Origin of the sequence: Fulvitalea axinellae, from assembly GCF_036492835.1 — a bacterium.
Lineage (GTDB): Bacteria > Bacteroidota > Bacteroidia > Cytophagales > Cyclobacteriaceae > Fulvitalea > Fulvitalea axinellae.
Map to the genome: position 1 here is coordinate 310097 of NZ_AP025314.1, position 26440 is coordinate 336536.

The window sequence follows — 26440 nt, forward strand, 5'->3', positions numbered from 1 at the left end:
TCAATCCTATATTTTTTAAAGCTTTAACTTTTAAACCATTTGAGCATGAATGAGAAAACTTACGCAAAAGGGTATCTGTCAGTAGGTCAGGCTTGGGGAATTCTTGGCCTTGGAATGCTTTTCACCTTCGTTATCTTCCTCCCGACCGTGGTGTTTACAGCGAATTCTTTGGGGGACGAATTGGCTTCTTTCTTAGGCTATACCGTCACGTTCGGGGCCACTTTTTGGGTAGCGCATATTTTTTACAAAAAGGAAGTCGGGCATGTGCGTTATGACCTCTCGCTTTCTTCCGTGAAGGTAATGGCCTTGGCGATGTTGGTGATATGTTGTTTGCAAATAGGGGTGACTATTCCTATCGCGAGTTTGATTCCCATGCCGGAAATATTCAAGCAGGCATTTTCCCAGATGGCGCAGAATAAGGGACTGTTTGGCTTTTTGACTGTAGTTATCGTGGCTCCCGTTTTGGAGGAGTTTATTTTTAGGGGTGTTATTCTTAAAGGCCTCTTAAAGAAATACTCGCCTCACAAATCAATTCTGTTGTCCTCTTTTCTTTTTGGCATAATGCATTTCAACCCTTGGCAATTCGTTACGGCTATGGTAATCGGGGTGTTTTCGGGTTGGGTTTTCTACAAAACCAAAAAGCTGTCACTGTCTATCCTTATCCATGTCGTGAATAACGCGCTGGCCTTTGTGCCCTTATATTTTATGCAACAGGACTCTGCGTCCCAAATGGACCTGTCTTGGATGCAGGGGATCGAGCAGGGTTATGGAAGTCTTCTCAACTTCGGGCTTGTTGTGGCGGGAGCGGTCATGACCTCCGTTTTCGGGATTATGATATTGAATAAAGAGTGGAGTAAGCCTAAAGCCGTCGAAGGGAATGTTGTGGAGGAGTTGGCGGTTGAGGATTAGTGGTTGTTGACGCTAGGGATGATATGTTTAAGGCTCGCTTCGGCGGGCTTTTTTTGTGCCTATGAAAGCTAGTTGTTCTCCGGCGGTCAAAACACCAGGCTTCTGATTGCCGGAGAACAACAAACGCTCTTATTCCCAAGGAAGGTACTTATGTCTTATGATTTGCTCCAGATCATTGCGTTGAGTGTTGTACCAGCGCTGTTCTGAAGTGAATTCCTTGTCGTTGTAGCTCATGGTGTAGTGGACCGAATTTTTTGGCGACTTCGGGTAGCGGAATTCCGCGCGTATTATTCTCTGGTTTTGGTCGTATTCGCATCGCTTCTCCAAGACCTTTTCTCCGTTTTCATTGAAATGGTCCTCTTGGGTCTGTTTTGTCGTGTTCGGCAGGTATTTGTATTCGACTTTCCGTAGTACTTTGTCGTCCGTTTTCCTGTAATTGGTGTCGGTGGAGGTCCAAGTGGCGTCGTTATATACGATGTGGCTGTAGTGGTTTTCGTCGGTGGATGATTGGGGGAGTGTTTCGCTCCTTTGTGTTTCCCGGTGTTTGGCGTCATAGCCGTAGTTCATAATCGAGAATTCCCTGCCCTTTTCGTCGTACACGGTGGTTTTCGTGTTTTTTCCCAGCGAGTTGAATTTTCCTTCCGCATAGGGCTTACCGAGAGGCATGTCCGTCGTGATTTCTTTTATTGCGAATGTATTTGACTGGTCGTTGTAGGTGGTTTCTTTTCTAAATATAAGGCGTCCGTCACCATCCGTTCTCTCGCTTACGATCTCCCGTTTTTTGGTGTCACGTTTTATTTCAAGCTCGCCCGTTTTATGATTTTTACTGTCGAACCAAGTGGTTCTTGTTACCGTCAGCTGGATGTTGGGATTATCTGGGGTGCCGGGTTTTTCGGGCGTTTCGGGCGGAAGGGATTCGGATGATGATGAGCAGTTGAAGAGAATAAGTCCGGCGCAAAAGATCGCAAGTGATTTTATAGAATGTAATCGCATCTAGATGTGTTTTTTATGAGGTTTTATTTTTGAAAATGAACTGGACATAAAAGCGTATACCTGTATTTTTTTGCGTTGTGAATAAAGCTGTTTTTTATGTTGGTTCCAGATCTTGCGAAGATAACTAAAATCGCCGTTTGGAGTAGTTTTTTATGGCTTGTAATGGGCTTTAGGGCGTTGTATGGCCGTTTTTGGAAGTCATGAATTGCTTTGGGATTAGTCAGGGAAAAGGTGGCGGAAGGTCATTCTCGCTACGCTATCGCTGGCGGGTTTGGGTACTTCCGGTGTGGGTAGCCGCAAGGCGGGAGCCGAGGGGCCAAAGCGCTGACTTTATGGGAATATTGGACAAATGTTATAATAGTTGCGGAGGGAAAAACTTGATCGGCGAACGTTTGTGGAGGGCGTACAAGGATAAAAACATACGGTATGGTTTGGGACTGTATTGTGCGCTAGTAGTGCTGTCGGTTTATTTACATTAGGGTGTAGTTTAAACCGTTGGGTTTTTGGCCCTGTTTTGTTGGAATGCACTAATTGAGATTGAAATGAAGAAGCGTCATCTTTTTGGGTTGTCCATGGCTTTGTTCATGAGCTGTAAGCAAAAACCCGCCGAGCGCCCCAAAAGACCGAATATTTTGTTTGCCATTAGCGATGACCAGACTTTTCGCCATACCGGCTATGCGGGCTGTGATTATGTGAAAACTCCCGCCTTTGACAGGGTGGCGAGTGAGGGTATCTATTTTTCGAATTGTTATGCCGGCTCGCCGGGTTGCGCGCCTTCGCGGAGCAGTATCGTGACGGGGCGTTACCCTTGGCAAAACGAGCAGTCGGGCCAGCACGCGTCGTCTTGGATGAAGAAGTACGTGCCGTTTGTCGATCTGTTGGAGGAAAACGGGTACGCTACCGGCAGGACGGGCAAAGGTGTCGGGCCGTTTCGGTATGCGCGGACTGAGGCGGACTCGTTGTGGAGAATGGGCGACGCCGGCGGTAAGTCGTTTAGCAGTATCAACTATAAGAAAGGTGCCGACGAGCGTACGGCAAAAGGCATCAGAAACCTGAACTACTCCGAAAACTTCAAATACTTTGTGGAGAACATTAAGGGCGACAAGCCTTTCTTCTTTTGGTTCGGGGCTTCTGAGCCTCACCGCAGTTATGAGAAGGGATCTTGGAAGCGTCTGGGCAAGAAGTTGGGCGACGTGAAACAAGTTCCGGGCTTTTTGCCCGATACGGACGAAATCCGGGGCGATCTGCTCGATTACGCCGTGGAGATTGAGTGGTTCGACAAGCATCTTCAGCGTATGCTGGATTATCTTGAGAGTATCGGCGAGCTGGACAATACTATCGTGATGGTGACCTCGGACAACGGAATGCCTTTCCCCCGCGCCAAGGCGAATTGTTTTGAATACGGGGTTCACGTTCCGTTTGCGGTGCGTTATCCGAAGGGTTTTCCGGGCAAAAGGGTCGTGGATAATCCTGTAAGCTTTATTGATATCGCGCCGACTATACTTGAGCTTACCGGCACCAGCCCGGAGGGAATGATGCCTATTTCCGGCAGGAGTATGCTCAACGTCTTGCGCAGTGACAAACAAGGCGACGTGGACGGAGGCAGAAAGTATGCGGTAGCGGGCCGTGAGAGGCATTCGAGTTCCCGTTACCTGAATCGGGGGTATCCGCAGAGGGTGATTCGCAGTAAGGAGTTTATCTATATCTGGAATATGAAGCCGGAGCGCTGGCCGGCGGGTGCGCCACGGCGTTTCGATCCCAAGGACTCGACGAAGCTTTATCCGAATTATGGCCTTGGTGCTGACGGGAAGTATATGAGGGCGGGAGCCTTTACGGATATTGATGACTGTCCGTCGAAAACCTTTATCATCGAGAACCACGACAACCCCGAGTTATCGAAATACTTCGGGCTTGCGCATGACAAGAGGCCGGAGTTTGAATTGTATAATGTGGTTAATGACCCTTATTGCTTGAATAACCTAGCGGGAAGCGAAGAGCTGAAATCCACGGAGGCTAGTCTGAAGGAGAAGCTATTCGAAGAGTTAAAATCTTCGGACGATCCGCGTATTGTCGGGCCGGATCAGGAGGTGTTTGAAAGTTATAAAAGGTATTCCGTGATTAGGAAATTCCCTAAGCCGGAGTATTTGTAGAGGGTTTCAGTTCTGGGAATTTATAATGCGCTTCGGTTTGCCGGGGCGCATTTTTTAGCTGTTTGCGACGGTAATTATACACTCGAACAAAAGTGTCTTTGTTTTATTATTGACTCCAATACGTTCCAAAAAACTAATTTCAGGCCTTTATTTTTCTTCCATAACCGTAATGCTTTTGGATGGAAGAAAAATTTGTAGCCGTATTTAGAAGATTTTTTGGTTACTTTTTGATCTTTCAAAACTCAAGCGATAGTGTTCACGAACACCGCTGAAAGCAAACACAAACGTGAGTAAAGTAACACCGGAGCTTGTTATAAGCAAGCCGTTTATGGTTTCTGGATATCATCTTTTAAGTGCCAATAATTATGTCGTAGTGCATATCATGGATATTTTCTCCGTTATAAACCGTTTCTCTTTTGCCGAGTGTGTTAGCTCTTTGGCCTTTTTTAGGTGGCTTACGGCCGTTTCCTTTTCGCCCAAACGGCTGTGGATCTCACCGGCTATGGCGTGGTAGAGATAATACTTCTCGATCGACCGTTCGTTTTTTAGCTTCTGAAGGTCTTTCATTGCCTCTTCCGCCCCTTTGTGTTCCATCAGGACTATACAGCGGTTGAGCAGTATCACCGGATCGGGCGTTTGCTTATACAGCATATTGTAATAGCGCAGTATATTTTTCCAGTTTGTGGATTCGTAGCTTTTGGCCGTACAATACTCGTAGGCTATGGCGGCCTCAAGGTGATAATTCGAGGCGGATTCGCCGATGGCGGATTTTACCAGATAGTCTATGCCCGCGTTTATTAGCTCTTTGTTCCACTTTTTGCGGTCCTGTTTTTCCATCGGGATTATGTCTCCCGTTTCCGACACTCTCCCCGGCGTGCGGGAAGTGTGCAGACACATCAGGGCCATCAGCGCATAGGCTTCGGATAGGTGCGTTTTGGTGTTGTCGATCAAAGACCGGCACAAGAACATGGCTTGTGATACGAGGTCTTTCCGGATCAGATGGTCCGACTGCGTGGAGTTGTAGCCTTCGTTAAAAATCAGGTAGATCACTTCCAGAACGGCCCTTGTCCTCGGCGCAATTTCGGCTTCGGCCGGGACTTCGGGCTTTATTTTCGTTGTCCGGAAAAAGGATTTTGTCCTGTACAGCCTTTTTGAGATTGTCTGTTCGTTGGTCAGAAACGCTTTCGCTATTTCTTTGGAACTGAATCCACAGAGCGATTTTAGGATAAACGTCTTTTGGTTCTCTTCCGATATCTCTGGGTGGCAACAGGCGTACATCATGCCCAAAAAATCGTCGTTTATGCGTTCGTCGCTCCAGCGGTGTTCCATGGCCTCGCTCAGCGCGTATCCGGTTATCAGCGGTTTTCTTTCCGGATCCGAAAAGTCGATGGTCGTGTTGCGTTTTTCCTTCCGGAGAATATCGACGGCCCTGTTTTTCGCCGTTTTGTAGAGCCATGCGCGCGGGTTGTCAGGCAAGCCCCTGATCTTCCAGCTTTCCATAGCGCTCAGTAGGGCGTCCTGTACCACGTCTTCGGCCAGTTCGTAGTTTTCCGTGCCGAAAATGCCCGCCAACACGGAAACCATCTTTCCAGATTCTTTCCTGAAAAGATGGTTGATCTCGATTTCTATGTCGGTTCCGTCCAAGTCTTATTCTACGGGTCTGATTTGTCTTACCTCAAGCGTACAGTCGTGCTCGAAGCCGGGGCACCCTTTGGCCAGTTCGGTAGCCTCGTCAAGGGATTTGGCCTTAAAGATAAGATAGCCGCCGACCAATTCCTTGCCTTCGGCCAACGGTCGGTCGATAATCGTCTTGCCTCCGTCGATCAGCGTTTTGCCCTCTTCCATCAAAGGCTCGCCCCCCACAAAGGTTTCCTCGCTGGGCATTCCGCTCAGCCAGTCTTGCCATCTGCCCATGTGCTCTTGCATTTCTTCGGCGGATTTGGTCGCGGCGATTTCCTCGCCGCCTCTGATAATGACTAGATACTCGTTCATGATTGTGTTTTTTGGGTGTTAATATTAGTGATTTGCTCTATTATACTCGTGGGATCCATCTCGAAATATTCGTTAACGACCTTCCCGTCAACGATTTCAAAAATATCGATCCATGAGAATTCCACTTTTTTGCCCGAGGCCGGAATGCCGTGGTATTCCCGGGTATGCTTGCCCGCCCAGCGTCCCCTGACCACTACGTTGTTACCATCCTCGATCACTTGGTCAAGCAAATGAATCCCGCTAAAAGAATCGCTCATCGTCCACATCATATCCAAGTGCTCAATCGCTTTGATTGGTGTGGGAGACATCGGGCTGTGAAAAGTGTGCTCGTCGGCCATCAATTCGCCAACGGCTTCAAAGTCTTGGCTGTCAATATTTTTAAACCAGGATTCCACAAGCTTCTTTCCTGACATTTTCATGAATTTAGGTAACAAAACATATTATTTGCCCCTATGACGGATTCACTTTCCGGATTAGGACACGGAGCCGGAAAAAAATTGATTTATTTTTTCGAAAGAGATTTCAGCCGTTAGAAACGGGTGAATTTTAAGGTTAATACCAGGGTTAACCACACTTGTATTGGAGCGAATAACGACATTGGAGTTCCCAAACAATACATATGGACAAGCCGAGTATTCTTTAGGTATGAATGGTCATGGAGTGTCAGGGTTGGTGGAAATTTGGCCGACTCCTTATGATATATGTTCTAAATCAGCGCCACAACATATTGGAGAAAAACGGAGACATAACAGAAAGTCTTTCGGTTGTTTTCGGTTGACCTTTAGTCTTTATGCCTCTCTTGCTTACTATAAGCTTATTCGTATTCTCTTTTTTCGGGAAAGCCAAGGGAGTGGCATAGTCAAGATCTAAATCCGAAGATATGAAAAGAAACCAAAAGCTGTGGACCGCCTTGCTTGTGACGATGGTGCTGGCCTTCCATAACCGAGTATCCGCGCAGTCCCGCAATAAGACGAACTTCATCCAGTTTCTCACCGACGACCAAGGCTGGGGCGATTTGCACGCTTTCGGCCATCCGGACATCAAGTCGCCACATATCGACAAACTTGCCGAAGAGGGGCTTAAGTTTACGCAGTGTTATTCGGCCTCTTCCGTTTGTTCTCCGGCGCGTTCGGCTATTTTGACGGGCCGTACGCCTTATCGCAACGGGGTGTATCGTTGGGTACCGGCCAATCATTATTGTTATTTGCGGGCTTCGGAAGTTACGCTTCCCCAGTTGCTTAAGGAGGAAGGCTATCAGACGGCCCATTTCGGCAAGTGGCATTTGAGCAGTTATTCGGAAGAGCGGATTCCGAAAAAGCGCGCGCAATACCGTAATTATGGCTACGAAACGGATCCGAACCAGCCTACCATGAACGAGTACGGCTATGACTATTGGCTGGCGACGGGCAATGTGGCTAGACCGTCGCATAAGAATCCGCAGAACTTCTTCCTAAACGGCACCGGGCTGGGCGAGATAAAGGGCTATTCCGCTCAGATTGTGGCCAAGTATGTGGTGGAATGGATCAAAGAGCACAGGGAGCCGGGCCGCCCGTTTTTTATGACTGTGTGGTTTCATGAGCCTCATGGCCCGGTGGATTCTGATCCGGAGTTTATGAAAAGGTATGATAAGCTGAAGGACGAAAGCCTAAAGCAGTATTTGGCCAATATTACGCAGATAGACGAGGCCGTGGGCGCCATAGTAAAAGCTCTGGACGAAGCGGGCGAGACGGATAACACGCTGATTTGGTATACAAGCGACAACGGCCCGGAAGGCAGGCATCCGTACGGAACGTTTAACCAGAGTGACGACCCTTTCAATGGTAGCCGTTACCGTGGAAGTACGGGAGGTTTGCGGGGCAGAAAGAGGCATACGCACGAAGGCGGAATCCGGGTGCCGGGTATAATTAAGTGGCCGGCGGGTCAGCGTCAGGCCGGTTTTGTGCCCGGTTCGGTAATCTCGGAACCGATTATCGGAAGCGACGTGTTCCCTACCCTTCTGGAAATAGCTGGCGCCAAGGTGCCGAGAGGGGTCAAGTTAGACGGAGAATCGATCCGTCCGCTGTTGGCAGGAAAAAAGATGCATCGGAAAAAGCCATTGTACTGGCGAAACAACTTCAATGATGTTCGCATAGCGCTTCGGGATGGCGACTGGAAGGTTGTAGGCAATTCGGAACGGACCGTGTTCGAGCTATACAATATTAGGCACGATCCGCGTGAGACAACCGATTGGGCAACCCGAGAGCCCAAGCGTTTTGAGCGGATGAAACAGGCATTGATCGAATACGACAAGGAGGTGTTGGCCGAAGGTCCGGATTGGTGGAAAAAAGAGAAACGAATAAATAGCAGAATGCCTGAATTGTGAAAGAAGTAAGTAGTACAAAGTAAATAGTACTGAGTAAAGAGACTGCTCTAGAATAATCTAAAATCAAATAAACCAACAAGTTAACCCTTCAGGGATCCCTCTGCCGAAACATAAGCTATTTTACTGGATCTACTTAGCGTGAAACAATAGAGCCACCTACCGGCGAAAGCGGTAAGGTGGCTCATTTTTTATAGCTAAGAGTACTCAAACAGTTTAGTCTATTTACTCAGTACTCTTTACTTTTTACTGAATTTTACTCGTACGGATGCGCGATTACTGGGCAGTTGATAATAGCGTTGCTGGCGTGCAGGCCTCCCACATACGGGTTTTCCGGGCCGGCATCCGGCGTAAAGCTGGTTACCCATCCGGCCTTGATCAAGCTCTTAAGATCTTCGAAACTGGTGATACGTCGGCGCTTGTTTTGTTGGATGGCCTCATCCGTCCAACGGTTGATGTGCGCGTCCCAGAGCGGGCTGTAATTGTTGTCAATCTGGTGGTTGGCCGGCTCTATCGGAAACACGTTGATTGGATCAAGCGGAGCATCGGCTCCCGATCCGTTTTTATCGCTCAAGATAGCCGAATTCAGGCCTTGGCGCATAGGATCCGCTTCGCCCGTGATGCCGTTGCCTACCGGAGAGAAAGCCAACAAAGCGGATTCCTGATCCAGCGTAGACTGCCCGAACTGAGGTATTTTGCCCAAACGGGGAGCGTAGATGCCCAGCTCGATTGTAGCCGGAACGTTATCGTAAGCGTCCGTAACCAAGTGGTAGTAATAGGCTCTTCCGTTCTGGAATCCGTCAAGGATTTGGAGCGTGGCCTCCATTTTGTCGGTGTCGATTGATTGTTGGCCCTCAGGCAAGCGGTCGTGTAGACCAGTGGCATTTTTCAACGGGGTTGCGTTCATTACCAAACCGCTCGGCAGAACCACTACAGGCGAGTACTCTGCGTCGCCTATGGCTCCGGGTTCGGCTACTTTTGGTGGAAAAGCGAATGGTCCGTCGCCGGGAACGATACGCCTTACTGGCGAGAAGTCCACTTTTCCCTTGAACTTCATACGTCCGCTGTCGTTGAGCGTTACCAGTTGTACACCTTGGCTACCTCGGGCGTATTTAAGCTTCGGCGAATAGTTAATGCCCATCCGCTTGGCTATTTGGTAGTCAGAAGCTTCGGTGATGATGTAATAAACCTCTCCCCCGTCGGCTCCTTCGCCCTTGAATACCGGAAGGGTAACGGTAGGCGCCGTGTGGTCCAGCTTAATGCTGATAGCGTTGCTCATGAACACGTTCTGCTTTTCGGTGAACTTGCTCGGAGCGCCGGGATCGAAAAGCTCTTTGCCGGAGTCTTCTTTATAAGAATCCATCAGCTTCACCATTTCCTGGTAAGCCATTTCGTAGTTCAGTCCCGAGTCTTTTGGGGTGTAGCCGTCGTCGTCGCTGTCGGAGCAATTCCATAGCAGAAGTGGCGCCACAAGCAGTACGGCGAATATGTGCTTTCTCATGCTGTTAATGAGTTGAAATGAATGTTACGTCACATATTAATAAGAGGACTTTTTGGGAAAAGGTTTTCAGGCGGGCAAGGACGTATAGTAATGCGCCTTTTGAGGTTGGTGTTCAAGGATGTTTTATTAATGTACTTGATTGTCAGTGGTTAAAAGCAACGTTGGGTTGGCTTCCCGTGTCAGGATTGGGAGACAACTTTGGAGCAGATTACGCTTTTGAATCGAACAAACATGAAAACCGCAATACTGGCGTCAGTCTTTTTTCTATGCGATTTTCTGGCTTTGGGTCAAGTGTCGCTAGACAAAATTCCCCTGAAAAACGGTGATTATACCGTAGGCTTTAGTCACTATTTAGCGATTGATAGTAGTAGGACTTACCAAAGAGAAATGGACTGGAATAATCGTTTTATACCGATACCATACACCGGACTTGAGGGAAACGGCGTTTTGTAAGGGCCTTTTTTTGAAAACGCCCCAAATTGACACATATACGGCCAACGCCCTCCGGCGCAGAAAAACACCACGGCCCGCGGTTTGCATTTTATTGGGTAAAGAAACCGGCCACAAGATGGACACGTACCTACGCCTTACTTTATACGAGAGAGAATTTATCCTGCGCCTGCGCGCCAAGGGATATTCAACGCGATTTATAGCGAAATTTCTAAGGCGTGCGCCGTCCACCATCAGCCGTGAGCTAAAGCGCAATACCATACAGATTTCCGGCTATAACCCATACCTGGCCCAAGACTTGGCCGAAGCCCGCCAGCGCATTTGCGTAGGCCACAACCGCCAATGCCCCGAATACAAACGCTGGGTAGGCGTGCGGGATTATCTGCCCAAACTGCCCAGAATATTCGTAGCCTGGCATTCCGACATAAAGTTTTATCCCCGGGGCCTCACCGGATTTATGGGAAGCAATGTTTACCGGCTACCTTCCCTACTCGCCACCAAAGACAAACCATTCCACTTTCTTGACCTACTGGAATGCCACCGCTTACTACGAAGATGGTGGCGCTGGCAAGAATTCCGGGAACGGCGGGAAGCCATATACAGTGGAAGGAAGCCCGCCGACCCCATCATACCAAAGAAAAAACCGCCGAGCCTAAGCTACAGCAAAAGGCCCAAAACCGAAGCCACCCCGAAAATACAACCCGACACACACCGCCGGGCCGGATAAGCCTGCCCAAAAATCAGCGAAAAGCCCGCTTTTTTCCATATTGTGGAAAAGGGCGGGCTTTTTTTCTTTTTCGGGATGGTTGTTTTCTCAGAGGGCAGTGCTTTTTTAGTCTGTTTTAGGAGGGCTGAAGGGAAGGCTTTTAATTTTTTAAGAATTTTTTCAAGTTGATTTTGGTGTTGCGTTGGCTCACGTAATTTGATCGCCCGTGTTCTAGTCAAATTTTTCTCACTTAAGAGATGAAAAGAAGTGATATCGTTAGATTATAGTGCGTTTGTTTCTCAGATATCATATATGACATGCGAAACTTCTTGTTAAATATTATATGAAAATAAACGATATTACGCTTTTTGGTTCTTTCAAGTAATTTAAAAATGAAAATCCTGAAACTGTCAGACGGAAATCAGCACGCAAATTTTTTTTCAGCTAATGTTTCACTCAGTGAAATTGATGAAGTTAAATCAAGTTATACATGGGACAACTTTAGTGAAGATGAAAACTTGATGTGGGAAATGGGAGATTTACTTTTCTCAGATGCTGTTAATCAACAGCAAGTGATTGATAACAAAAGTGATAGAGAATTTTGGAGTAAATTGAATAAATCTCAAAAAGTATTAAGAGCATTTAATGTATTTGACAATACTGTAAGACATAGTGTATTCTTTGAGTTTTTTTATAATTCTCCGCAGTATTCATATGTCATGATTGAGGTGTTTAAAGAACTTGGGCAGACAAAGCTAATGGCTGACTACACAACTTTACTTTTTACATATATAAAAGAAGATGACTTTTTTAATGGGGTAAGAGAGCAAATAAAAGCTCTCCCAAATTCCGACAAGTATAGTACCCTCGATTCTTAGGACCAGTAAAGTCGATTTTTAAGTAAATTTTAAACGGTTGTCGCTATCGTCGAGCCCGTGTGAATGTTGATAAGTCCTTTCACATTCTGTTTTTTCTTGGACTTATCAATATTTGCATGGGCATACGCGGTGGCTTTCGCTTTTGACGCTCCGCTAAAAACATTTTCCGGCTTCAGGTTCTCGATTCCTTGGTGATCCCTGTTGTGGTAGCGTCGCAACCATTTCTCTATCCCCAAATACAACTTTAAACCGTTGTCGGCCGGATTCAGGTAAATATGGTCCCTTTTTAGCGTTCTCCAAAAGCGTTCGATGTAAATGTTGTCCAAGGCTCGGCCTTTGGCGTCCATACTGATGTTTATTCCCTCTTTCTTGAGATAGTTCACGTATTCCCCGCAAGTGAACTGGGAACCTTGGTCACTGTTGAGTATTTCCGGTTTACCGTGAATCTCAACGGCCTCACGCACCACTTTTAAAGACGCCGCGGCCTCAAGCGTATTGCTCAAACCCCAACCCACTATGTACCTGCTGTAGACGTCGATAATCGCCGTCATATACATGAAACCGCTAGCCATGGCTATATAAGTGATGTCTATCGACCAGACCTGGTTTTTCCTGACAACTTTCTTTTCCTTAAGCAGATACGGGTAAACGTATTTTGCCTCTCCGGGCTTGCTCAGATTCTTTTTCGGGTAAATAGGGTAGAGATTCGCTTTGCGCATCAAGCGCCTAACCCTTTCATAGGAAGGGTTGAATCCTTGGTCACGCAAGGCTGATCTCATGCGCAAAACTCCCGCCGTGGGTTCGTCGATCATGTGCCGGTCCATAAGGCGCATCAACTCCAAGTTTTCCGCGTTTTCCCCCTTTGGGCTGTAGTAGTATGACGAACGGTAAAGCTCCAGACAGTCGCACTGACGGCGAATGCTCAGCTTATCCCCGGGGTCGACAAGGAGACGCAAATCTATAGACGCCCCAACTTCTTTAAGCTTTTTTTTAGGAAGTCGTTTTCCATCTCAAGCTTTCCTATTTTACTGTACAGTTGGTCTGTCGCCTTCTCCGTTTTCTCGTGTTCTTTTCTATCTTTGCCACCCTCAAAAACGCTGGACGAGCGCTGCAGAAACTCATTTTTCCATTGTGAAATCTGGGTGGCGTGAAGATCGTACCGTCTGCAGAGTTCTTGGGTGGTTTCTCTTTCCTTCAGTGCTTCGATCGCTACTTCCGCCTTGAATTTGGCGCTGAATTTTCTGCGTGTCGTTCTCGTTTTCATGCCCATAATTTAGTGATTTTTAAACTAAGACACTGGTCCGAAAATTCAGGGGTATTATAGATATGAGCATCCACGCTTGACCGTTCAATTTTTCCAATCTAGGTGAGGCAAACTCGGAAGCTTGACATAAGTTTGGTTGTGACTAACGCTTCCGGAGCGTCGGACACTTTAAAAAGGGAGAGCTAAGTACATCCAGTAGAATAGCTTATTTTTTTGGGGAAGAATGCTTGAAGATTTAATCTATTGAATTATACGGCTTTGCCTTGCCTTCGAGCAGTCTCTTTACGCTTTACTATTTACTTTGTACTATCTATATAGGGTTTACTGAAAAAGCCCAGAGGGCTACCCAGCTAGGATATTTTGCCAGACAGTCTTTTCCTGTTTCTTTTCGCCGTCTTGAAGCCATATCCCGTATTTCCAGCTCAAGAAAACAAGGTCAAAAAAGATTTCGCTCTGAAATCTTTTCAAGTTGGCCACGAAGAAAATGCAGGCGATCCATGAAAGCGAAGTGTCCGCTCTCCTTGCCTGTATTTTGTCCAATCCGTGTCCCCGTTTCACTTCCCCGAATTTTCCTTCCGCCCTGCTCCGGTGCCGTTGGTGAAGCGTCCGGTTTTCCTTGCGTTCCCTGATTTTTTCGGGACTTGAGGGAGGCCTTCCCAACGGGGAGCCCACGAATTCCACACCCGCGCCGGACATGGTCTGCCGGGCGTTCCTGTTTCCGTAAATCTTGTCCCCGACGAATTTGCCGAGCTTCATTTCCGGGTTTCTCTCCCCGAAACTGTCGATGTGCCCGCGGATCACTTCCGCGTCACCCTCGTAGTAAGCGTCCCATTGCGCCTTGTCCAGATAGGAATAGCCTTCGTGAAGGCTTACGGACAATTTGGCGCCGAACTCGGTGTCGCTTCCGTTTTTGCCCCGGACTATCGGCCGGACATGGGGCTGGAAGACGTTCACGATGCGGCCGTCCACCCTGTTGGCACCGGTCTCCAGCATGAGCGACTGTTGCCTGGCGATTTCGTGAAGCACCATCAGAATCTTCAAAAACCTGCTTTTTAGGCGTATAACGCCCTTGTTGGCCTCTATGAGGCTGTCGATATGCCGTAGGTTCCGTTCCAGATAATTCAGCTGTCGGCGTGCGCACACGCGCCAGAATTCGGCTCCTTTCCTCTTTTTTCTCGTCGCCCCGACATATTCCCTATGGGCTTTATCCCGGTAAGTCCGGGGCTTTTTGGATAAACCGGAATCCCTGGCGACGGGCCAAAGGAGGTCGATGATTTTCTCCGACTGCACCCTCGCCGTAGCCAACAGCCCAAGGTCCGTGGGGTATGGAATCTCTTGCGGCGCCACCGTCGCGTCGCAGGAGACAACCCGCTTGTCATCTTCGGCGTCCCCGGAATGCCCGTCTTTGGACCCTTCATCCCGATCGCCCTCCGCAATACGGATCCCCTCGTGTTGCAAAAGCGAACTCATCCTGTTAAAATCCCCGTACCCGAGCCGCTTGCGGACCGTCGTGAACAGCGAAGGGTCAAAGGCCTTTTCCGTGGTGAACGAGCCGAGTCCCACGAAATACTGGAGATACGGATTTTCTTTGATTTGTTCTATCGCCTCGGCGTCCGAAACGTTCAGCTTATGCTTCACGATCAGCGCGCCGATGACCAGCCGGGCCGGTTTGCACGGACTGCCCTTGCCCGTCGACATTTTCGATTCGTAGACCAAACCCAATTCCGCCCAGGGGATGGAGTTGGCCAACTTCACCCATCTGTTTTCCGGGTTAAGGCGCCCTATTTCCGGGTCCAAAAAACCTTCTATACTCAATTGCGAGGAACTTGTCTTGATCATAGGTGCAAGGGAAAAAATGCTCTCAGTCCTTTCTATGGCCAATTTACGAATATTCCCTGTGCTTTGGAAAGGGAAACAAGCTACCTAATCCACTGATAATCTTGTGGTTTTTACTTTTTCAGTAAACCCTATATAGGTGTAAATTATGATCCCTACACACCGAAAGGCGCGTCAGTTTCTTGGTGCGACTTCATTTTTTTGAAGCGTAAAAATGAACCACATGACGCTTTTGAGTTTGTGAGTTTCCTGTTTTTTTGATGCGAAAAAATGTGACAGGCCCCGCAAATGCTTGAAATTAAGCTTTGGACAGGCTTGGCGTGGGCCGACATCGCGAGTTTTACTTTTTACTTTGCGTCCAAGTCTATAATTTTGGTCCGATTTGCGAAAGCGAATGGGAATGCGTATCCTGAGGGCGTTTCCATTCACATCGTTTTCAAATACATAAACTTTATACCTACACTCAATTATGGGCAGAAGATTGGCGGGCGTTGTAACGCTTTTCATTTTATGGGTAAATGTGGCTTTGGGACAAAGTCCGGTGGATAGCCCTTCCGAGTTTTTGGGCTATGATCTAGGCGATCGTTTTACGCCTCATTACCGTGTAGTGGAATATTTTAGGCATGTGGCCAAATATATGCCTTCGCACGTAAAGCTGAAGGAATACGGTCATACATACGAAGGGCGCCCGCTGATATTGGCGTTTGTGGGTTCCTCCGAAAAAATCCAGAACATAGAGGATATAAGACGGGACAATCTGATTAGGGCCGGAATAAAAAAAGAAAGTCTGGTGCGTCCGCAAGACACCACGGCTTTGGTTTGGCTGAGTTATAATGTCCACGGTAACGAGGCGAGCTCGTCGGAAGCGGCGATGAAGACGCTCCATTCGTTGACCAACTCGTTTGTAACCCGCGGAAACAATAGCGAGGTTTGGCATGAGAATACTTTGGTGATCATCGACCCTTGTCTGAATCCCGACGGACGCGATCGTTACGTTAATTGGCAGATGCAGAAGGCGGGGTTTCCTAACAACACGGCTTTGGACGCCGTGGAACACCATGAGCCTTGGCCCGGAGGAAGGACAAACCATTATCTTTTTGACCTGAACAGGGACTGGTCCTGGCAAACACAAGAGGAAAGCCGTGCCCGGGTAACGGAATATAACCGTTGGTTGCCTCAGGTTCATGTCGATTTTCACGAACAGGGTGTGGACAGCCCTTATTATTTCGCTCCGGCGGCCGAGCCTTTGCATGAGGATATCACCGCTTGGCAAAAGGAATTTCAGCGCAAAGTGGGCGAAGCCAACGCCAAGGTATTTGACAAACACGGCTGGCTGTATTTCACGGGTGAAAGCTTTGACTTGCTTTACCCCGGCTACGGCGATACTTACCCGACATACAACGGCGCTATCGGCATGACTTACGAGCAGGCCGGACATACGACATCAAGTACAGGAGTAGATCAAGAAAACGGTAATATTCTGAAGTTATCGGATCGTATAGAGCACCATTACGCTTCGGGCTTGGCTACGGTACGCGTTAGCGCCGAAAACGCTCCGAAGTTGGTGACGGAATTTCAGCGTTATTTCCGTGAATCGGAGACCAGCCCTAAAGGAAAGTACAAAGCATACGTGGTAAGCGGGCAGAACGATCCCGTAAAAATGGAGGAGCTTGTGGATCTGTTGGATCGCGAAGGTATCCGTTATGGCGGACCTTTGGTGAAAAAGCCCGTAAGAGGCTTCGACTACCGCTTCAACAAATCCAAGGAAGCCATTAACCTTCATCCCGGCGATTTGGTGATTTCGGCTTATCAGCCCAAGTCCCGGATGCTGAAGATCTTGTTTGAGCCCCGCACTTTCGTCGCCGATTCGGTTACTTATGACATTACGGCCTGGTCCATTCCTTACGCTTATGACCTTGACGCTTGGGCGATCACCAATAAAATGTTTGTGAGCCAGCTCCCGCCTAAATTTAACAAGCCAAGGGAAAAGCAAGTGTTCCGTCCTGACGCCTACGCTTATGTGGTGGAATGGAAAAATATTGAGGACGCCCGTTTGTTGGCCGAAGTTCTGGGACATGGCGTCAAGGTCCGTTACGCCCGTAAGCCGTTTGCTGTAAACGGTAAAAATTATAAGGCTGGCACTGTTATCATAAGCCGTGAAGACAATCGCCATATCGGAGAGGCTTTGGGGAAAACGATTTGGGACCTAAATGGAAAATACGGCGACAAGCTTAGGGCGGTGGATACCGGCTTTACGGAACAAGGTATCGACTTTGGGTCAAGCTCTATGGTCTTTGGTAAATCTCCTAAAGTGGCTCTGCTAGGCGGACAGGGTATAGACCCCAATCGTTTCGGCGAATTATGGCATTACTTCGAACGGAATTTGGCCTATCCGGTCACCGTTCTAGATACGGATTATTTCGCCAAGGTAAATTTGGATTCGTATGATGTCCTGATTCTTCCCGATGGCTATTACTCTTCCACATTGGGCGGAAACGGTTCCGAGCGCATACGAGATTGGGTGTCGGACGGCGGAAAGCTGATCGCTATCCAAGGAGCTGTCGAAGCTTTGGTGTCGGACGGAAAGTTTGGCTTAAAGGAATACATGGACAAGTCCGAGGAGGACAAAGCGAATAAGCGCAAGAGCGATCTGGAAAAAGCGGATCTTTTGGCGCCTTACGCAGGACGTGAGCGACGCTGGATTCGCTCTTACTTGGCCGGCGCTATTTACAAAGTGCGTCTGGACAACACCCACCCGTTGGCTTACGGATACCCGACACACTACTTTACGATGAAAACCGATTCGCACCGCGTGGCGTACTTGGAAGACGGCTGGAACGTGGCTACGATCGGCTCATCCAAAGATCTTGTAAGCGGTTTTGTCGGCTCGGATATTAAGCCGTTGATCGGTGAGACTTTGGTGGCCGGCGTAATGCCGATGGGAAGAGGCAAAGTGGTTTGTTTTGTTGACGATCCGGTATTTCGGGGGTTCTGGAAAAACGGCGAGTTGATGTTGGCCAACGCTATTTTTATGGTTGGCAATTAAAAACTGGAGCGAAGCGAAAAGCTGTTCCGAATAGAAAAACGGAGTGTTTAGAGATTGATGAGGCCAGACACTCCGTTTTTACTTTTGTTGTGAATTCTTCTTTTCCAAAAGGCTTGGTTTGGCAACAGAAAAGGTATACCCATGATGGAATATCTCATCTTCTCGGTTTTATTTTGGCGATGATATTTTTTTGCGTCTAAACTCTTTTTTTACCGCATAGCACCTGTATGTATGCGATTATTTTCTTGTTTAAGTATTTTTATGCCGAAAATTCACTAAGATCATGTTTTTGTAGATTTTAATGATATTTTTATTTTCAAAAAAGAAAATAAGTTTTGTGTATTTTGGGGAAGTCTATGCAAAACATAATTCCTTTAGATTTTGTTGGATTGAGTTGGAACTATAAAAATACCAAGACTCATATTTTTGTGCGGAGAGAGAATAAGGGAAAAACTCCCGATTTGACCGCGAATTTTACCTAGTAGTAGTTAGCGAGAAATGATGAAAGAGACTTTGATTTTGCCATCGAAGAGTGGCAAGGATATCTTGATGGATGTGAGGGGACCGGAGGTGAGAGTGGACTGTCCTGTCATTGTTTTTGTACACGGGTTTAAAGGTTATAAAGACTGGGGAGCGTTTAATCTGGTGGCCGATTTTTTTGCGGAGAAAGGTTTTGTGTTTGTGAAGTTCAATTTGGCCTGGAACGGCACCACTCCCGAAGATCCTACCGAATTTACGGACTTGGATAGCTTCGGCAATAATAATATCAGCAAAGAGCTTTTGGATATCGATACCGTACTGGATTATGTCCACGGCGGAAAAATAGATGGCGTTGATACGGAAAATATTACCCTAATGGGCCATAGTCGTGGTGGTGGCGACGTTATACTTAAAACCGCCGAAGACAACAGGGTAAGTCGCGCGATCACTTGGGCGACGATATCTAGAGTGACCAATTTTCTGAGTCGTTCGGTTCTTGAGGAGATGGATCTGAAAGGCCATGTGTATATACTGAACGGCAGAACAATGCAGGAAATGCCGATATACAGGCAGTTTGTGGAGGACTTGGTTCAAAACGCAGAAACCTTGGATATAGAAAAGGCCATGGGGGAGATCCGGGTTCCGGTTTTGCTGTGCCACGGTACGGACGACGAAGCTGTTTCGGCATCGGCATCGGAACTGTTGTACGAAGATTCCTCATGTGCGGAGCTGTTTATGCTTGAAGGGGCGAACCATACCTTCGGAATGAAGGAGCCCTGGACGGAAAAAGAGTTGCCGGATTTGACCAAACAACTGGTGGAGCGCTGTCTGGAATTTATTGAGAAGGGATAACAGGTACATGTTATAGGATAATATCATGCGTTGTCTTATTTTGTGGATATACAAAGTAATTGAGGTCCAAAATTAGGTTGCGGTGCAGCTTTAAACACCCGGATATTTTATGAGACATCTTTTCGTTTGCCTGCTTTTGTTGTTGCCATTGGCCAGCACAGCCCAAAAAATGACCTTTGTTCAGAACGGGGTGGCATCTTTCTACCATAATAAGTTTAATGGCAGGAAAACGGCGAACGGAGAGATTTTCTCCAATAAAAAGATGACGGCCGCACACCTTAGCTTGCCTTTCAATACTCTGGTAAGGGTCACAAACAAGAAGAATAACAAGAGCGTGACCGTCCGGATAAATGACCGTGGCCCCTACGCCAAAGGCCGAATCATTGATTTGAGCCATGTAGCGGCTTCGAGGTTAGGGTTTGTGCAGGACGGTACGGCGCAGGTTCGTGTCGAGGTTGTTTCTTCACCAGGAGGTAACAAGCCGGCTCCTGTGGCCAGCGGTGGTGGTAAGTCAGGAGGGAAATCTTCCGGCAAGGTGACCAAAGGCGGAAGCAAGAAAGCTTCGGAACCGAAACGTGAATTTTTTGCGATCGAAAGCAAGCAATACCAGCCTACCGGTTTTGGCGTTCAGGTGGGAAGCTTCCGGGAGCTTGACAATATCGTGCGTCTAACGTCCGGTTTGGGCGGACGCTTCGGATGTCAGATTCTGGTGGAAGTGGCTTATGTAAACGGGCATAAATATTACCGGGTATCTTTGGGTACATTTAAAACCCGTAAGCGAGCCGAGAGTGTGACCAAAGGGGTGAAGAGCGAATTCCCTGACGCGTTTGTAATTACTTTTCCCGAAAAAGAAAACAGTTGATTTACCCTCTCAGGCTGTTTCTCGGCTGATTTTTGCGTAAGTTGTGGCTGAATAAATCTGTCAGGATATGCCACGTCACGAAGATAAAAAATGCCCCCGTTGCGGTGCCGGGTTTGAATGCAAAACAGGCTCGGTAACGATTTGCCAATGTTATGCAGTGCCTTTGAATACCGATGAACGGGAGTATATCAGAGAGAAGTTTGACGACTGTTTGTGCGCACGCTGTTTAGCGCAATTGAAACAGGAATTTCATGATACCGGAAATGAAAAAACGGTCTCCGACAAATAAGCGTCGGAGACCGTTTTTTATGCGAACCGGAACCGCTTGCTCCGTAAAGCCATAAACGTTAAGAAAGACAGCGTACAGGCTGTTAGCAGAATGCCGATAAAACCCTTCTGCATATCGTAGTAATTTTGGAAGACTACCCCGAATATCACGGGGGAAACGGCCGTAGCCAAAACCATAATAGTTGACACTAGGCTTTTTGTTGTGCCCAAATATTGGGCGCCATAGATTTCCGCCCACAAGGCGCTTCCTACCAAACTTCCGAAACTTAGGGACATGCCGTTAAGGCTAAGGTAAACGGCTAAACGCCAAGAATCATTGCCCGAAAATAAAACAGCGATACCTATGGCCAAAGGTATGGGAGCCAAAGGAGCGAGTCTGACAGCGGTGAACTTATCGATGAGCGGGCCGGTAAATAGTGTGCTGATAATCCGGAATGTTCCGAAGAAAATAAACGTGGCGGCGAACCAGCCTTCCTCCCACCCTTTTGCCTCAAGGATTAGGTTTTGGTGGATGAAAACGCCGGTAGTCACGAACGGGCTGAATACGACCGTAAGCGCCGGCGCCAGAAAAGTGAAATCTTTTAGCAGTGCCTTTCTTGATAATTTTCCCGATCCGACCCTAGTGGATTTTTTGCCCGTAGCGTGAATATGCTCGTCTGGTTTTATGAGGAAAGTGCAGAGCGCCGGAAAAGCGATTCCGGCCAATACGGCGAAGATTACCCAAGTCTCTTGCCAGCCCCAAAGCGCAATGGAGGCTATGATCATTGCGGGAGCGAAAATCTCACCTATCGACATTCCCATTGACGCTAATGCCAATGCCTTTCCTCTATTATGGTGAAAGAATTTTCCCATGGCCGTAGCGCCAGCGAGAGGCATCAAACCTTGGCCGGAAAGCCTAAGGCCGGTAAGGGCTATAAGCATCACCCAAGGATTTCCGGCCGAAGCTAAAACCAAACAAAAGCCACCCAAAGCCAAGCCGTTAATTCTGCTGAAAGAACGTATCGGCATCTTGTCGGTAAAAGGTCCGAATACCGAAAGTAGAAACGCTCCGCCCAAAGTGGCGGCGGAATAGTAATACGAAAAGGTTTGGTTATCGAGACTAAAACTGCTGAGAAGGTATGGGACAAACAGGCTTATCAGAAAAGATTGTCCGAAAGAAGAGGCAAGATAATGCGAAGCGCCGAAGCCGATAATGCGGGGATAGCGGATCACGAGTCTGCCGTAATGTGACAGGAGATGTTTCATAGCGCATCGGGCATGAGATGTTGTCTTGAATCGTGAGGGATTCCGGTGCCCGTTTTCGGAATCTGTCACCAAACTGCGGGCCAATCTGTTTTGAAAACACTTGTCTGGTTGGCCCGAAAACAAAACTGCCGGGACCAGAAGGCCTCGGCAGTTTGCAAATGATATTTTCGAAAATCTTAGTAGTGCTTGTAGCGCTCGTCTTTTACGCCAGCGTGTTTTTCCAAAGACTTGCTGATGTTGAAGGCCGTTTGCGAACGCTTACGGCTGTTAAGCTGGTCTTTGTAGCTGTTGTAGTCAGCGATTTCAGGAGCCGCTTGCTTGCGGATAACTTGGATAACGGCGATACCGTTGTCAAGCTTGATTGGTCCTGATATTTGTCCTTCCTTCAGACCGAGGGCAGTACCCACGAGCTCAGGAGCGAATCCTGTAGAAGGCAAAGTGTTGTCGCTCGGCTTGAGGCCGGACTTGTTGAAAACGTTGGCTTCGCTACCGAAGGCGATCGCCCATTCGTTGATGTCGCCGTTTTTCGTTTTCTGAAGTTTCTCAGTGATGAAGACAGCTTTCTTCTCGTTACGGGCTTTGCGCTCGGCAGTGCTTTTCACGCTTGCGAATGATGCTGTTCCTTCTTCGGTCTTACCGGTCATTATCATTACGAGGTAGTGGTCGTCTCCCGCTTCGAATACCTGAGACACTTTTCCTACTTCGCCTTCGCGGTACAACCAAGTCACGGCGCTACGGGCGTCGCCTACGAAACCGATTCTTCTGTCAGTGGCGCGAACGTCAACGGCGTCGCGGATGGCGTACCCGTCTTTCTCGGCGTTAGCTTTGAAGTCGTCGTAGTCAGTGCTGGTGCTGGCGAAGAGGTCAGCTTTCTTGTAAACGGCGTCTACAGACTCATCGCTTGGGTAAAGCTCGCGCTCGATTGTAGCGACTGTGTATACGTTGTAGTTCGGCAACGAAGTCACGTCGATGATGTGGTAACCGAACTCCGTTTTTACGAGGTTGCGGAGAACGCCGGTTCTCTTGGCGTCGAAAACAGCTTTCTCAAATGGAGCGACCATACGGCCTTTCGTGAACCATCCGAGATCGCCACCGCGAGTAGCGGTTCCGTCCTGTCCGTATTTGGCTGCCATAGCGGCGAAGTTGGCGCCACCACGGATTTCTTTCAATACTTTCTGAGCCTCTTTCTTAACCTCGGCGTCATTGCTACCGTCAGTTTTGAAGAGAATGTGGCTGGCGCGTACCGAGGCGTTCTCGCCTTTGGTAATGTCAGTCACTTTGTAGAGCGTGTAGTACTGACCGGTCTTGTAAGGTCCTCTAACGTCTCCTGCCGAAAGGATCGGCGCATTGATTTGCAGACGGCGTGGCAATTCGGCGGCACCGAAGTGTCCGTAGAAGTTGAATCCGCGAGAGTTCTCGGTGTTGATCTTGGCGTAGATCGAGTCCTCTTTCGCTTGGCGGAAATCTTCTTTCACCTCAGCCATTTCCTTCATGAAGGCTGCGCTGTCCTCGGCCGTAGGGATTACGGCGAAGTCTACGTATTTGGCCGAACGACCTTCCTCGTTAACCTGGAAATCTTCCGCATGGCTGTTGAGGTAGGCTTTGGCTTCTCCTTCGCTTACTTTGAATACGCTGTCAGCCAAGGCCGAGTACGGTACGTAAAGGTAACGGGTGTCGATAAGCTCCGTCTGGTTGTTATATTCTTTTTGAGCCTCAATTTTAGTGGTGTAGTCACCGTTGAGGATCATGTTCTCATATTTGAGACGCAGACGCGATGGGCGCAAGGTCTGCTCGTAGTTGGCCATGAATTGTCCCTGAGGGCTGTTCAGGAAGTTGATCAAGGCCTCTTTGTCGAATTCTCCGGTCTCCGGGTTGGTGAATCCCTGCTTGATTTCGGGCAGGATATTCTCTCCCTGAACCATATCGACAACTTCAGAGTCGGTTACGCCGATACCGAGCTCCTTGTACTGTTCGTCATAAGTGTAACGGCTCACCAATAGTTGCCAGGCTTGGTTCTGGATGGTGTAGTTTTCGGCGTCGTTCGGCTGGCGACGGTTACGGCTAGCGAACTGTTGCTTCATTTGGTTGATCTCGGCGTCGAACTCCTCAAGCGAGATTTCCTCTCCGCCTATCTCGCCTACGGTCCTTTTACCTTTTCCCAGCAAGACGGAGTTGGGTCCGATAAGGTCCCCTCCGACCACAAAAAGGCCCAGTCCGACGGCGACGATGCCTACGGCCAAACCCGTTTTTTCGCGTATCTTATTGATTAATGCCATTGTTTATGAATTATGCGCTTAGATTTCTCCTTTTGTCAGAAAAATGCCATGAAAATACTTGTCCGTTTTGCGGGTTAACTTTTTAGCGTGGTCTCCGCTAGGCCACGGGCCGGCAAAATAGTGCCATCTCCGCCAATAACAAAGATAACAAATTCCGCACTTTTGGGCTATACGCCTTTGATTATCTTGCGATAAGCGTCCTATGAACCCAAAAAATCGGTGGCGCCGGGGCTGTATTTTCCGGAAAAGAAACGTTAGCCGGGCCCATTTCCCGGTCCGCAGGGACAAAAAAGCGGACAAGGTTGCGCAAGGTAAACAAAATACGGGTATTCTTCAACGGATGAATTGAATGGCTATGAGGCCTTTTCAGTCGTTGAGGTTTTCCCCTTTGTTGATTTCCATCTTTACCAGGTCTATGCGGTTTTCCTCCATCGACATGATGGTGAAGGTGAAGGGCGAAATCCGGATAATGTCGTTGAGTTCGGGAATGGAGCCTGTCTCGGAGAGAATAAGTCCGCCGAGGGTGTCGTAGTCTCCGCAGGGGAGCGTCCAAGTGTAGCGTTCGTTCAAGTCGTCTATTTCGTGGCGGGCGCTGAACAGGAAAGTGTTGTCGTTGATTTTTCTCTCTTCCCGGTATTCGTTGTCGTGCTCGTCCTGGATTTCTCCGAATATTTCCTCCATTACGTCCTCGATGCTGATAATTCCCGATGTTCCCCCGTACTCGTCCACAACCAAAGCGATACTTTTCCGTTCGGTGATGAATTTAAGCATTACGTCATTGGCGAGCATTGTTTCGGTAACCAACGGAATCGGGTTGAGGATGTCCTTAATGGAATCGGGTTGGCTGAACATGCTGTTGGAATGGCAAAAGCCCAACACTTCGTCTATCGTGTCTTTGTACACCAGTACTTTGGAGTGGCCGGAATCCACAAAGGCTTTTGAAAGCGTTTCGATATCGTCGTTGATATCCACGGCCACCACTTCGGTGCGGGGAATCAGACATTCCCGCACTTTGGTTTTTTTGAACTCAAGGGCGTTGCTGAAAATCCGGGTGTCCACTTCGTTTTCCTCGGCGGAGGTGTCGTTTACCCTTTCCCGGATGTAGTTATTCAGTTCCGTACGTCCGAAGGCCGGTTTGGTGTCAGAGTATTCAAGTCGCATTACTTTGGTAATGACAAATTTCGAGAGTCCCATTACCATCCACACAAATGGGTACAGCAAGTAATACATCAACAGGATAAACGGGGCCGCCGCGGTAAGGGCCCTGTTCGGGTTAACCAGAAAAAGGCTTTTGGGCGTATATTCAGCCGTGAAGAGAACTATGACGGTGGTGATAATCGTTTGGATCAGAAAGATAGCCAGTTCGTTGGTAAACGGAATAATGTCGTACTGAGCGTTGAGCGATTCCATCAGCTCGGTCATGTAAATGGTGTACACTACCAGCGATAGGGTGTTGCCGATAAGTGTGGTTCCGATAAACCGGGAGCTTTTTTCGTAAAACTTCGCAATTATATTGGCCGAAAATTTCCCTTTTTTCCTTTCCAATTCAATCGAGAGCCTGTCGGATGAGACAAAGGCGATCTCCACTCCGGAAAAAAGGGCGGAGAGTAAGAGGCAAACAAAAATGATGATCAGCGAGTGGGAGTCTTCCATGGATTATTTATGGGACGATTGGTTCGGTCTTTAAATCGGTGGTTTTGAGTTTATGTTTCTCCGGGGCGAGAAGCTCCGGTTTTACGGGAGCTTTCAGGCTGTCGGAGGCGTTGTTCTCGTTCTCTTTTTCCTTTTCTTCGTCAATGCTAAATTCATGCTTGGAGTTCTCGATGCTGTAATCGGAGAAATCTTCCATGGCCCAGAAACGGTCGCCGGTACTGACGTCGGTTCCCTGCACTAGCCGTACGAAGCGGTCGGTGTAGAACTTCTTTTCTTTCCTGTCCCAGAACAGTTCGTCGGTGAAAAGCTTGTTGCCTTCCTTGATGTTTATAACGCGGACATCGCCTACGGCGTGCCAAAGTTTCTTTTTCGGATCAAAAGTGCAGGAATCCGCCTGGATGGTGGCGGAGAGCTGGCCGTCCTTTTCGTAGTTTTCCAAGTAAAGGCCTTTCGGGTACACTTCGTTGCCGTTTTCGAAAATTTGCCTTATGGGGAATTTGGCGTAGTAAACGAGCGCACTGTCTTCGGTAAAAAATATCTCGGCGTCGCGCATTTCCATAACGGGGCCTTCGTAAGCTTTGGCAGGCAAGTCACTGCCACGTTCTCCGCAAGCGGAGAGCAGGGCCACGGTGGCGAAGATAATGAAGGCGTAAAAACGTGTACTTATGCTTGTTATCATTGGTCTGCGAAAGCGTGATTG

The 26440-nt window shown here is 48.1% G+C and carries 22 protein-coding genes; 10 read left to right on the forward strand and 12 right to left on the reverse strand.

Annotated elements, in window-relative coordinates:
• Positions 1-45 precede the first annotated feature (45 nt).
• Positions 46-909, forward strand: a complete 864-nt coding sequence (locus AABK39_RS01160) for a CPBP family intramembrane glutamic endopeptidase (protein WP_338393114.1) — start codon at positions 46-48, stop codon at positions 907-909.
• 129 nt (positions 910-1038) lie between these two features.
• Here the strand turns inward: AABK39_RS01160 and AABK39_RS01165 are convergent, their stop codons facing one another.
• Complete coding sequence (locus AABK39_RS01165) at positions 1039-1902, reverse strand: hypothetical protein (protein ID WP_338393115.1); 864 nt, start codon at positions 1900-1902, stop codon at positions 1039-1041.
• Between the two features lie 542 nt (positions 1903-2444).
• Between AABK39_RS01165 and AABK39_RS01170 the strand changes: the two genes are divergently transcribed.
• The gene (locus AABK39_RS01170; protein WP_338393116.1) at positions 2445-4052 is read left to right on the forward strand and encodes a sulfatase family protein; all 1608 of its coding nucleotides are present in this window, start codon (positions 2445-2447) and stop codon (positions 4050-4052) included.
• Between the two features lie 363 nt (positions 4053-4415).
• On the opposite strand, the gene AABK39_RS01175 is transcribed toward AABK39_RS01170, so the two are convergent.
• The 3 genes from AABK39_RS01175 to AABK39_RS01185 are packed head-to-tail and all read right to left on the reverse strand — an operon-like array spanning position 4416 to position 6457.
• Positions 4416-5696 carry an RNA polymerase sigma factor gene (locus AABK39_RS01175; RefSeq protein WP_338393117.1) on the reverse strand — a complete coding sequence of 427 codons (1281 nt, stop codon included), beginning with the start codon at positions 5694-5696 and terminating at the stop codon, positions 4416-4418.
• Positions 5697-5699: 3 nt separating this feature from the next.
• Positions 5700-6044, reverse strand: coding sequence for a YciI family protein (locus AABK39_RS01180; RefSeq protein ID WP_338393118.1), 345 nt, complete (start codon positions 6042-6044; stop codon positions 5700-5702).
• Positions 6041-6457 carry an ester cyclase gene (locus AABK39_RS01185; protein WP_338393119.1) on the reverse strand — a complete coding sequence of 139 codons (417 nt, stop codon included), beginning with the start codon at positions 6455-6457 and terminating at the stop codon, positions 6041-6043. The genes AABK39_RS01180 and AABK39_RS01185 overlap by 4 nt, the downstream gene beginning before the upstream one ends.
• 467 nt (positions 6458-6924) lie before the next feature.
• Here AABK39_RS01185 and AABK39_RS01190 point away from each other — a divergent pair, with 467 nt between their 5' ends.
• Positions 6925-8406 (forward strand): sulfatase family protein, encoded by a 1482-nt coding sequence (locus AABK39_RS01190; protein ID WP_338393120.1) that lies wholly within the window; start codon positions 6925-6927, stop codon positions 8404-8406.
• Between the two features lie 253 nt (positions 8407-8659).
• On the opposite strand, the gene AABK39_RS01195 is transcribed toward AABK39_RS01190, so the two are convergent.
• Positions 8660-9904: a DUF7482 domain-containing protein gene (locus AABK39_RS01195; protein ID WP_338393121.1), complete on the reverse strand. Its 1245-nt coding sequence runs from the start codon at positions 9902-9904 to the stop codon at positions 8660-8662.
• A gap of 231 nt (positions 9905-10135) precedes the next feature.
• On the opposite strand from AABK39_RS01195, the gene AABK39_RS01200 reads away from it, so the two are divergent.
• The 3 genes from AABK39_RS01200 (at position 10136) to AABK39_RS01210 (ending at position 11938) form a co-directional block, all read left to right on the forward strand.
• Positions 10136-10357, forward strand: a complete 222-nt coding sequence (locus tag AABK39_RS01200; RefSeq protein WP_338393122.1) for a hypothetical protein — start codon at positions 10136-10138, stop codon at positions 10355-10357.
• A gap of 115 nt (positions 10358-10472) precedes the next feature.
• Complete coding sequence (locus AABK39_RS27645; RefSeq protein ID WP_421825146.1) at positions 10473-11081, forward strand: helix-turn-helix domain-containing protein; 609 nt, start codon at positions 10473-10475, stop codon at positions 11079-11081.
• Positions 11082-11452: 371 nt separating this feature from the next.
• Positions 11453-11938 (forward strand): hypothetical protein, encoded by a 486-nt coding sequence (locus tag AABK39_RS01210; protein WP_338393123.1) that lies wholly within the window; start codon positions 11453-11455, stop codon positions 11936-11938.
• 29 nt (positions 11939-11967) lie between these two features.
• Here the strand turns inward: AABK39_RS01210 and AABK39_RS01215 are convergent, their stop codons facing one another.
• The 3 genes from AABK39_RS01215 to AABK39_RS01225 all read right to left on the reverse strand — a co-directional run bounded on the left by AABK39_RS01215 (position 11968) and on the right by AABK39_RS01225 (position 15041).
• On the reverse strand, positions 11968-12894 hold the full coding sequence (locus tag AABK39_RS01215; RefSeq protein WP_338392370.1) for an IS3 family transposase: 927 nt from the start codon (positions 12892-12894) through the stop codon (positions 11968-11970).
• A 2-nt stretch (positions 12895-12896) separates the two neighbouring features.
• Positions 12897-13202 (reverse strand): transposase, encoded by a 306-nt coding sequence (locus AABK39_RS01220; RefSeq protein ID WP_338392371.1) that lies wholly within the window; start codon positions 13200-13202, stop codon positions 12897-12899.
• A 342-nt stretch (positions 13203-13544) separates the two neighbouring features.
• Positions 13545-15041, reverse strand: a complete 1497-nt coding sequence (locus tag AABK39_RS01225) for an IS5 family transposase (RefSeq protein WP_338391085.1) — start codon at positions 15039-15041, stop codon at positions 13545-13547.
• A 466-nt stretch (positions 15042-15507) separates the two neighbouring features.
• Here AABK39_RS01225 and AABK39_RS01230 point away from each other — a divergent pair, with 466 nt between their 5' ends.
• From AABK39_RS01230 to AABK39_RS01245, 4 genes are all read left to right on the forward strand, one after another.
• Positions 15508-18084: a M14 family metallopeptidase gene (locus tag AABK39_RS01230; RefSeq protein ID WP_338393124.1), complete on the forward strand. Its 2577-nt coding sequence runs from the start codon at positions 15508-15510 to the stop codon at positions 18082-18084.
• A 498-nt stretch (positions 18085-18582) separates the two neighbouring features.
• Entirely contained in the window at positions 18583-19416 is an 834-nt protein-coding gene (locus AABK39_RS01235; RefSeq protein WP_338393125.1) for an alpha/beta hydrolase family protein, read from the forward strand.
• A 109-nt stretch (positions 19417-19525) separates the two neighbouring features.
• Positions 19526-20278 (forward strand): septal ring lytic transglycosylase RlpA family protein, encoded by a 753-nt coding sequence (locus AABK39_RS01240; RefSeq protein WP_338393126.1) that lies wholly within the window; start codon positions 19526-19528, stop codon positions 20276-20278.
• A 67-nt stretch (positions 20279-20345) separates the two neighbouring features.
• Entirely contained in the window at positions 20346-20567 is a 222-nt protein-coding gene (locus AABK39_RS01245) for a cysteine-rich CWC family protein (RefSeq protein ID WP_338393127.1), read from the forward strand.
• Between the two features lie 17 nt (positions 20568-20584).
• On the opposite strand, the gene AABK39_RS01250 is transcribed toward AABK39_RS01245, so the two are convergent.
• The 4 genes from AABK39_RS01250 to lptC form a co-directional block, all read right to left on the reverse strand.
• Positions 20585-21811 carry an MFS transporter gene (locus tag AABK39_RS01250; RefSeq protein WP_338393128.1) on the reverse strand — a complete coding sequence of 409 codons (1227 nt, stop codon included), beginning with the start codon at positions 21809-21811 and terminating at the stop codon, positions 20585-20587.
• A gap of 176 nt (positions 21812-21987) precedes the next feature.
• A complete protein-coding gene (locus tag AABK39_RS01255; protein WP_338393129.1) occupies positions 21988-24087 on the reverse strand; it encodes a SurA N-terminal domain-containing protein in 2100 nt (699 codons plus the stop codon).
• 366 nt (positions 24088-24453) lie between these two features.
• Positions 24454-25740, reverse strand: a complete 1287-nt coding sequence (locus AABK39_RS01260) for a hemolysin family protein (protein ID WP_338393130.1) — start codon at positions 25738-25740, stop codon at positions 24454-24456.
• Between the two features lie 7 nt (positions 25741-25747).
• Positions 25748-26419, reverse strand: coding sequence for an LPS export ABC transporter periplasmic protein LptC (gene lptC / locus AABK39_RS01265; RefSeq protein ID WP_338393131.1), 672 nt, complete (start codon positions 26417-26419; stop codon positions 25748-25750).
• Positions 26420-26440 lie beyond the last annotated feature (21 nt).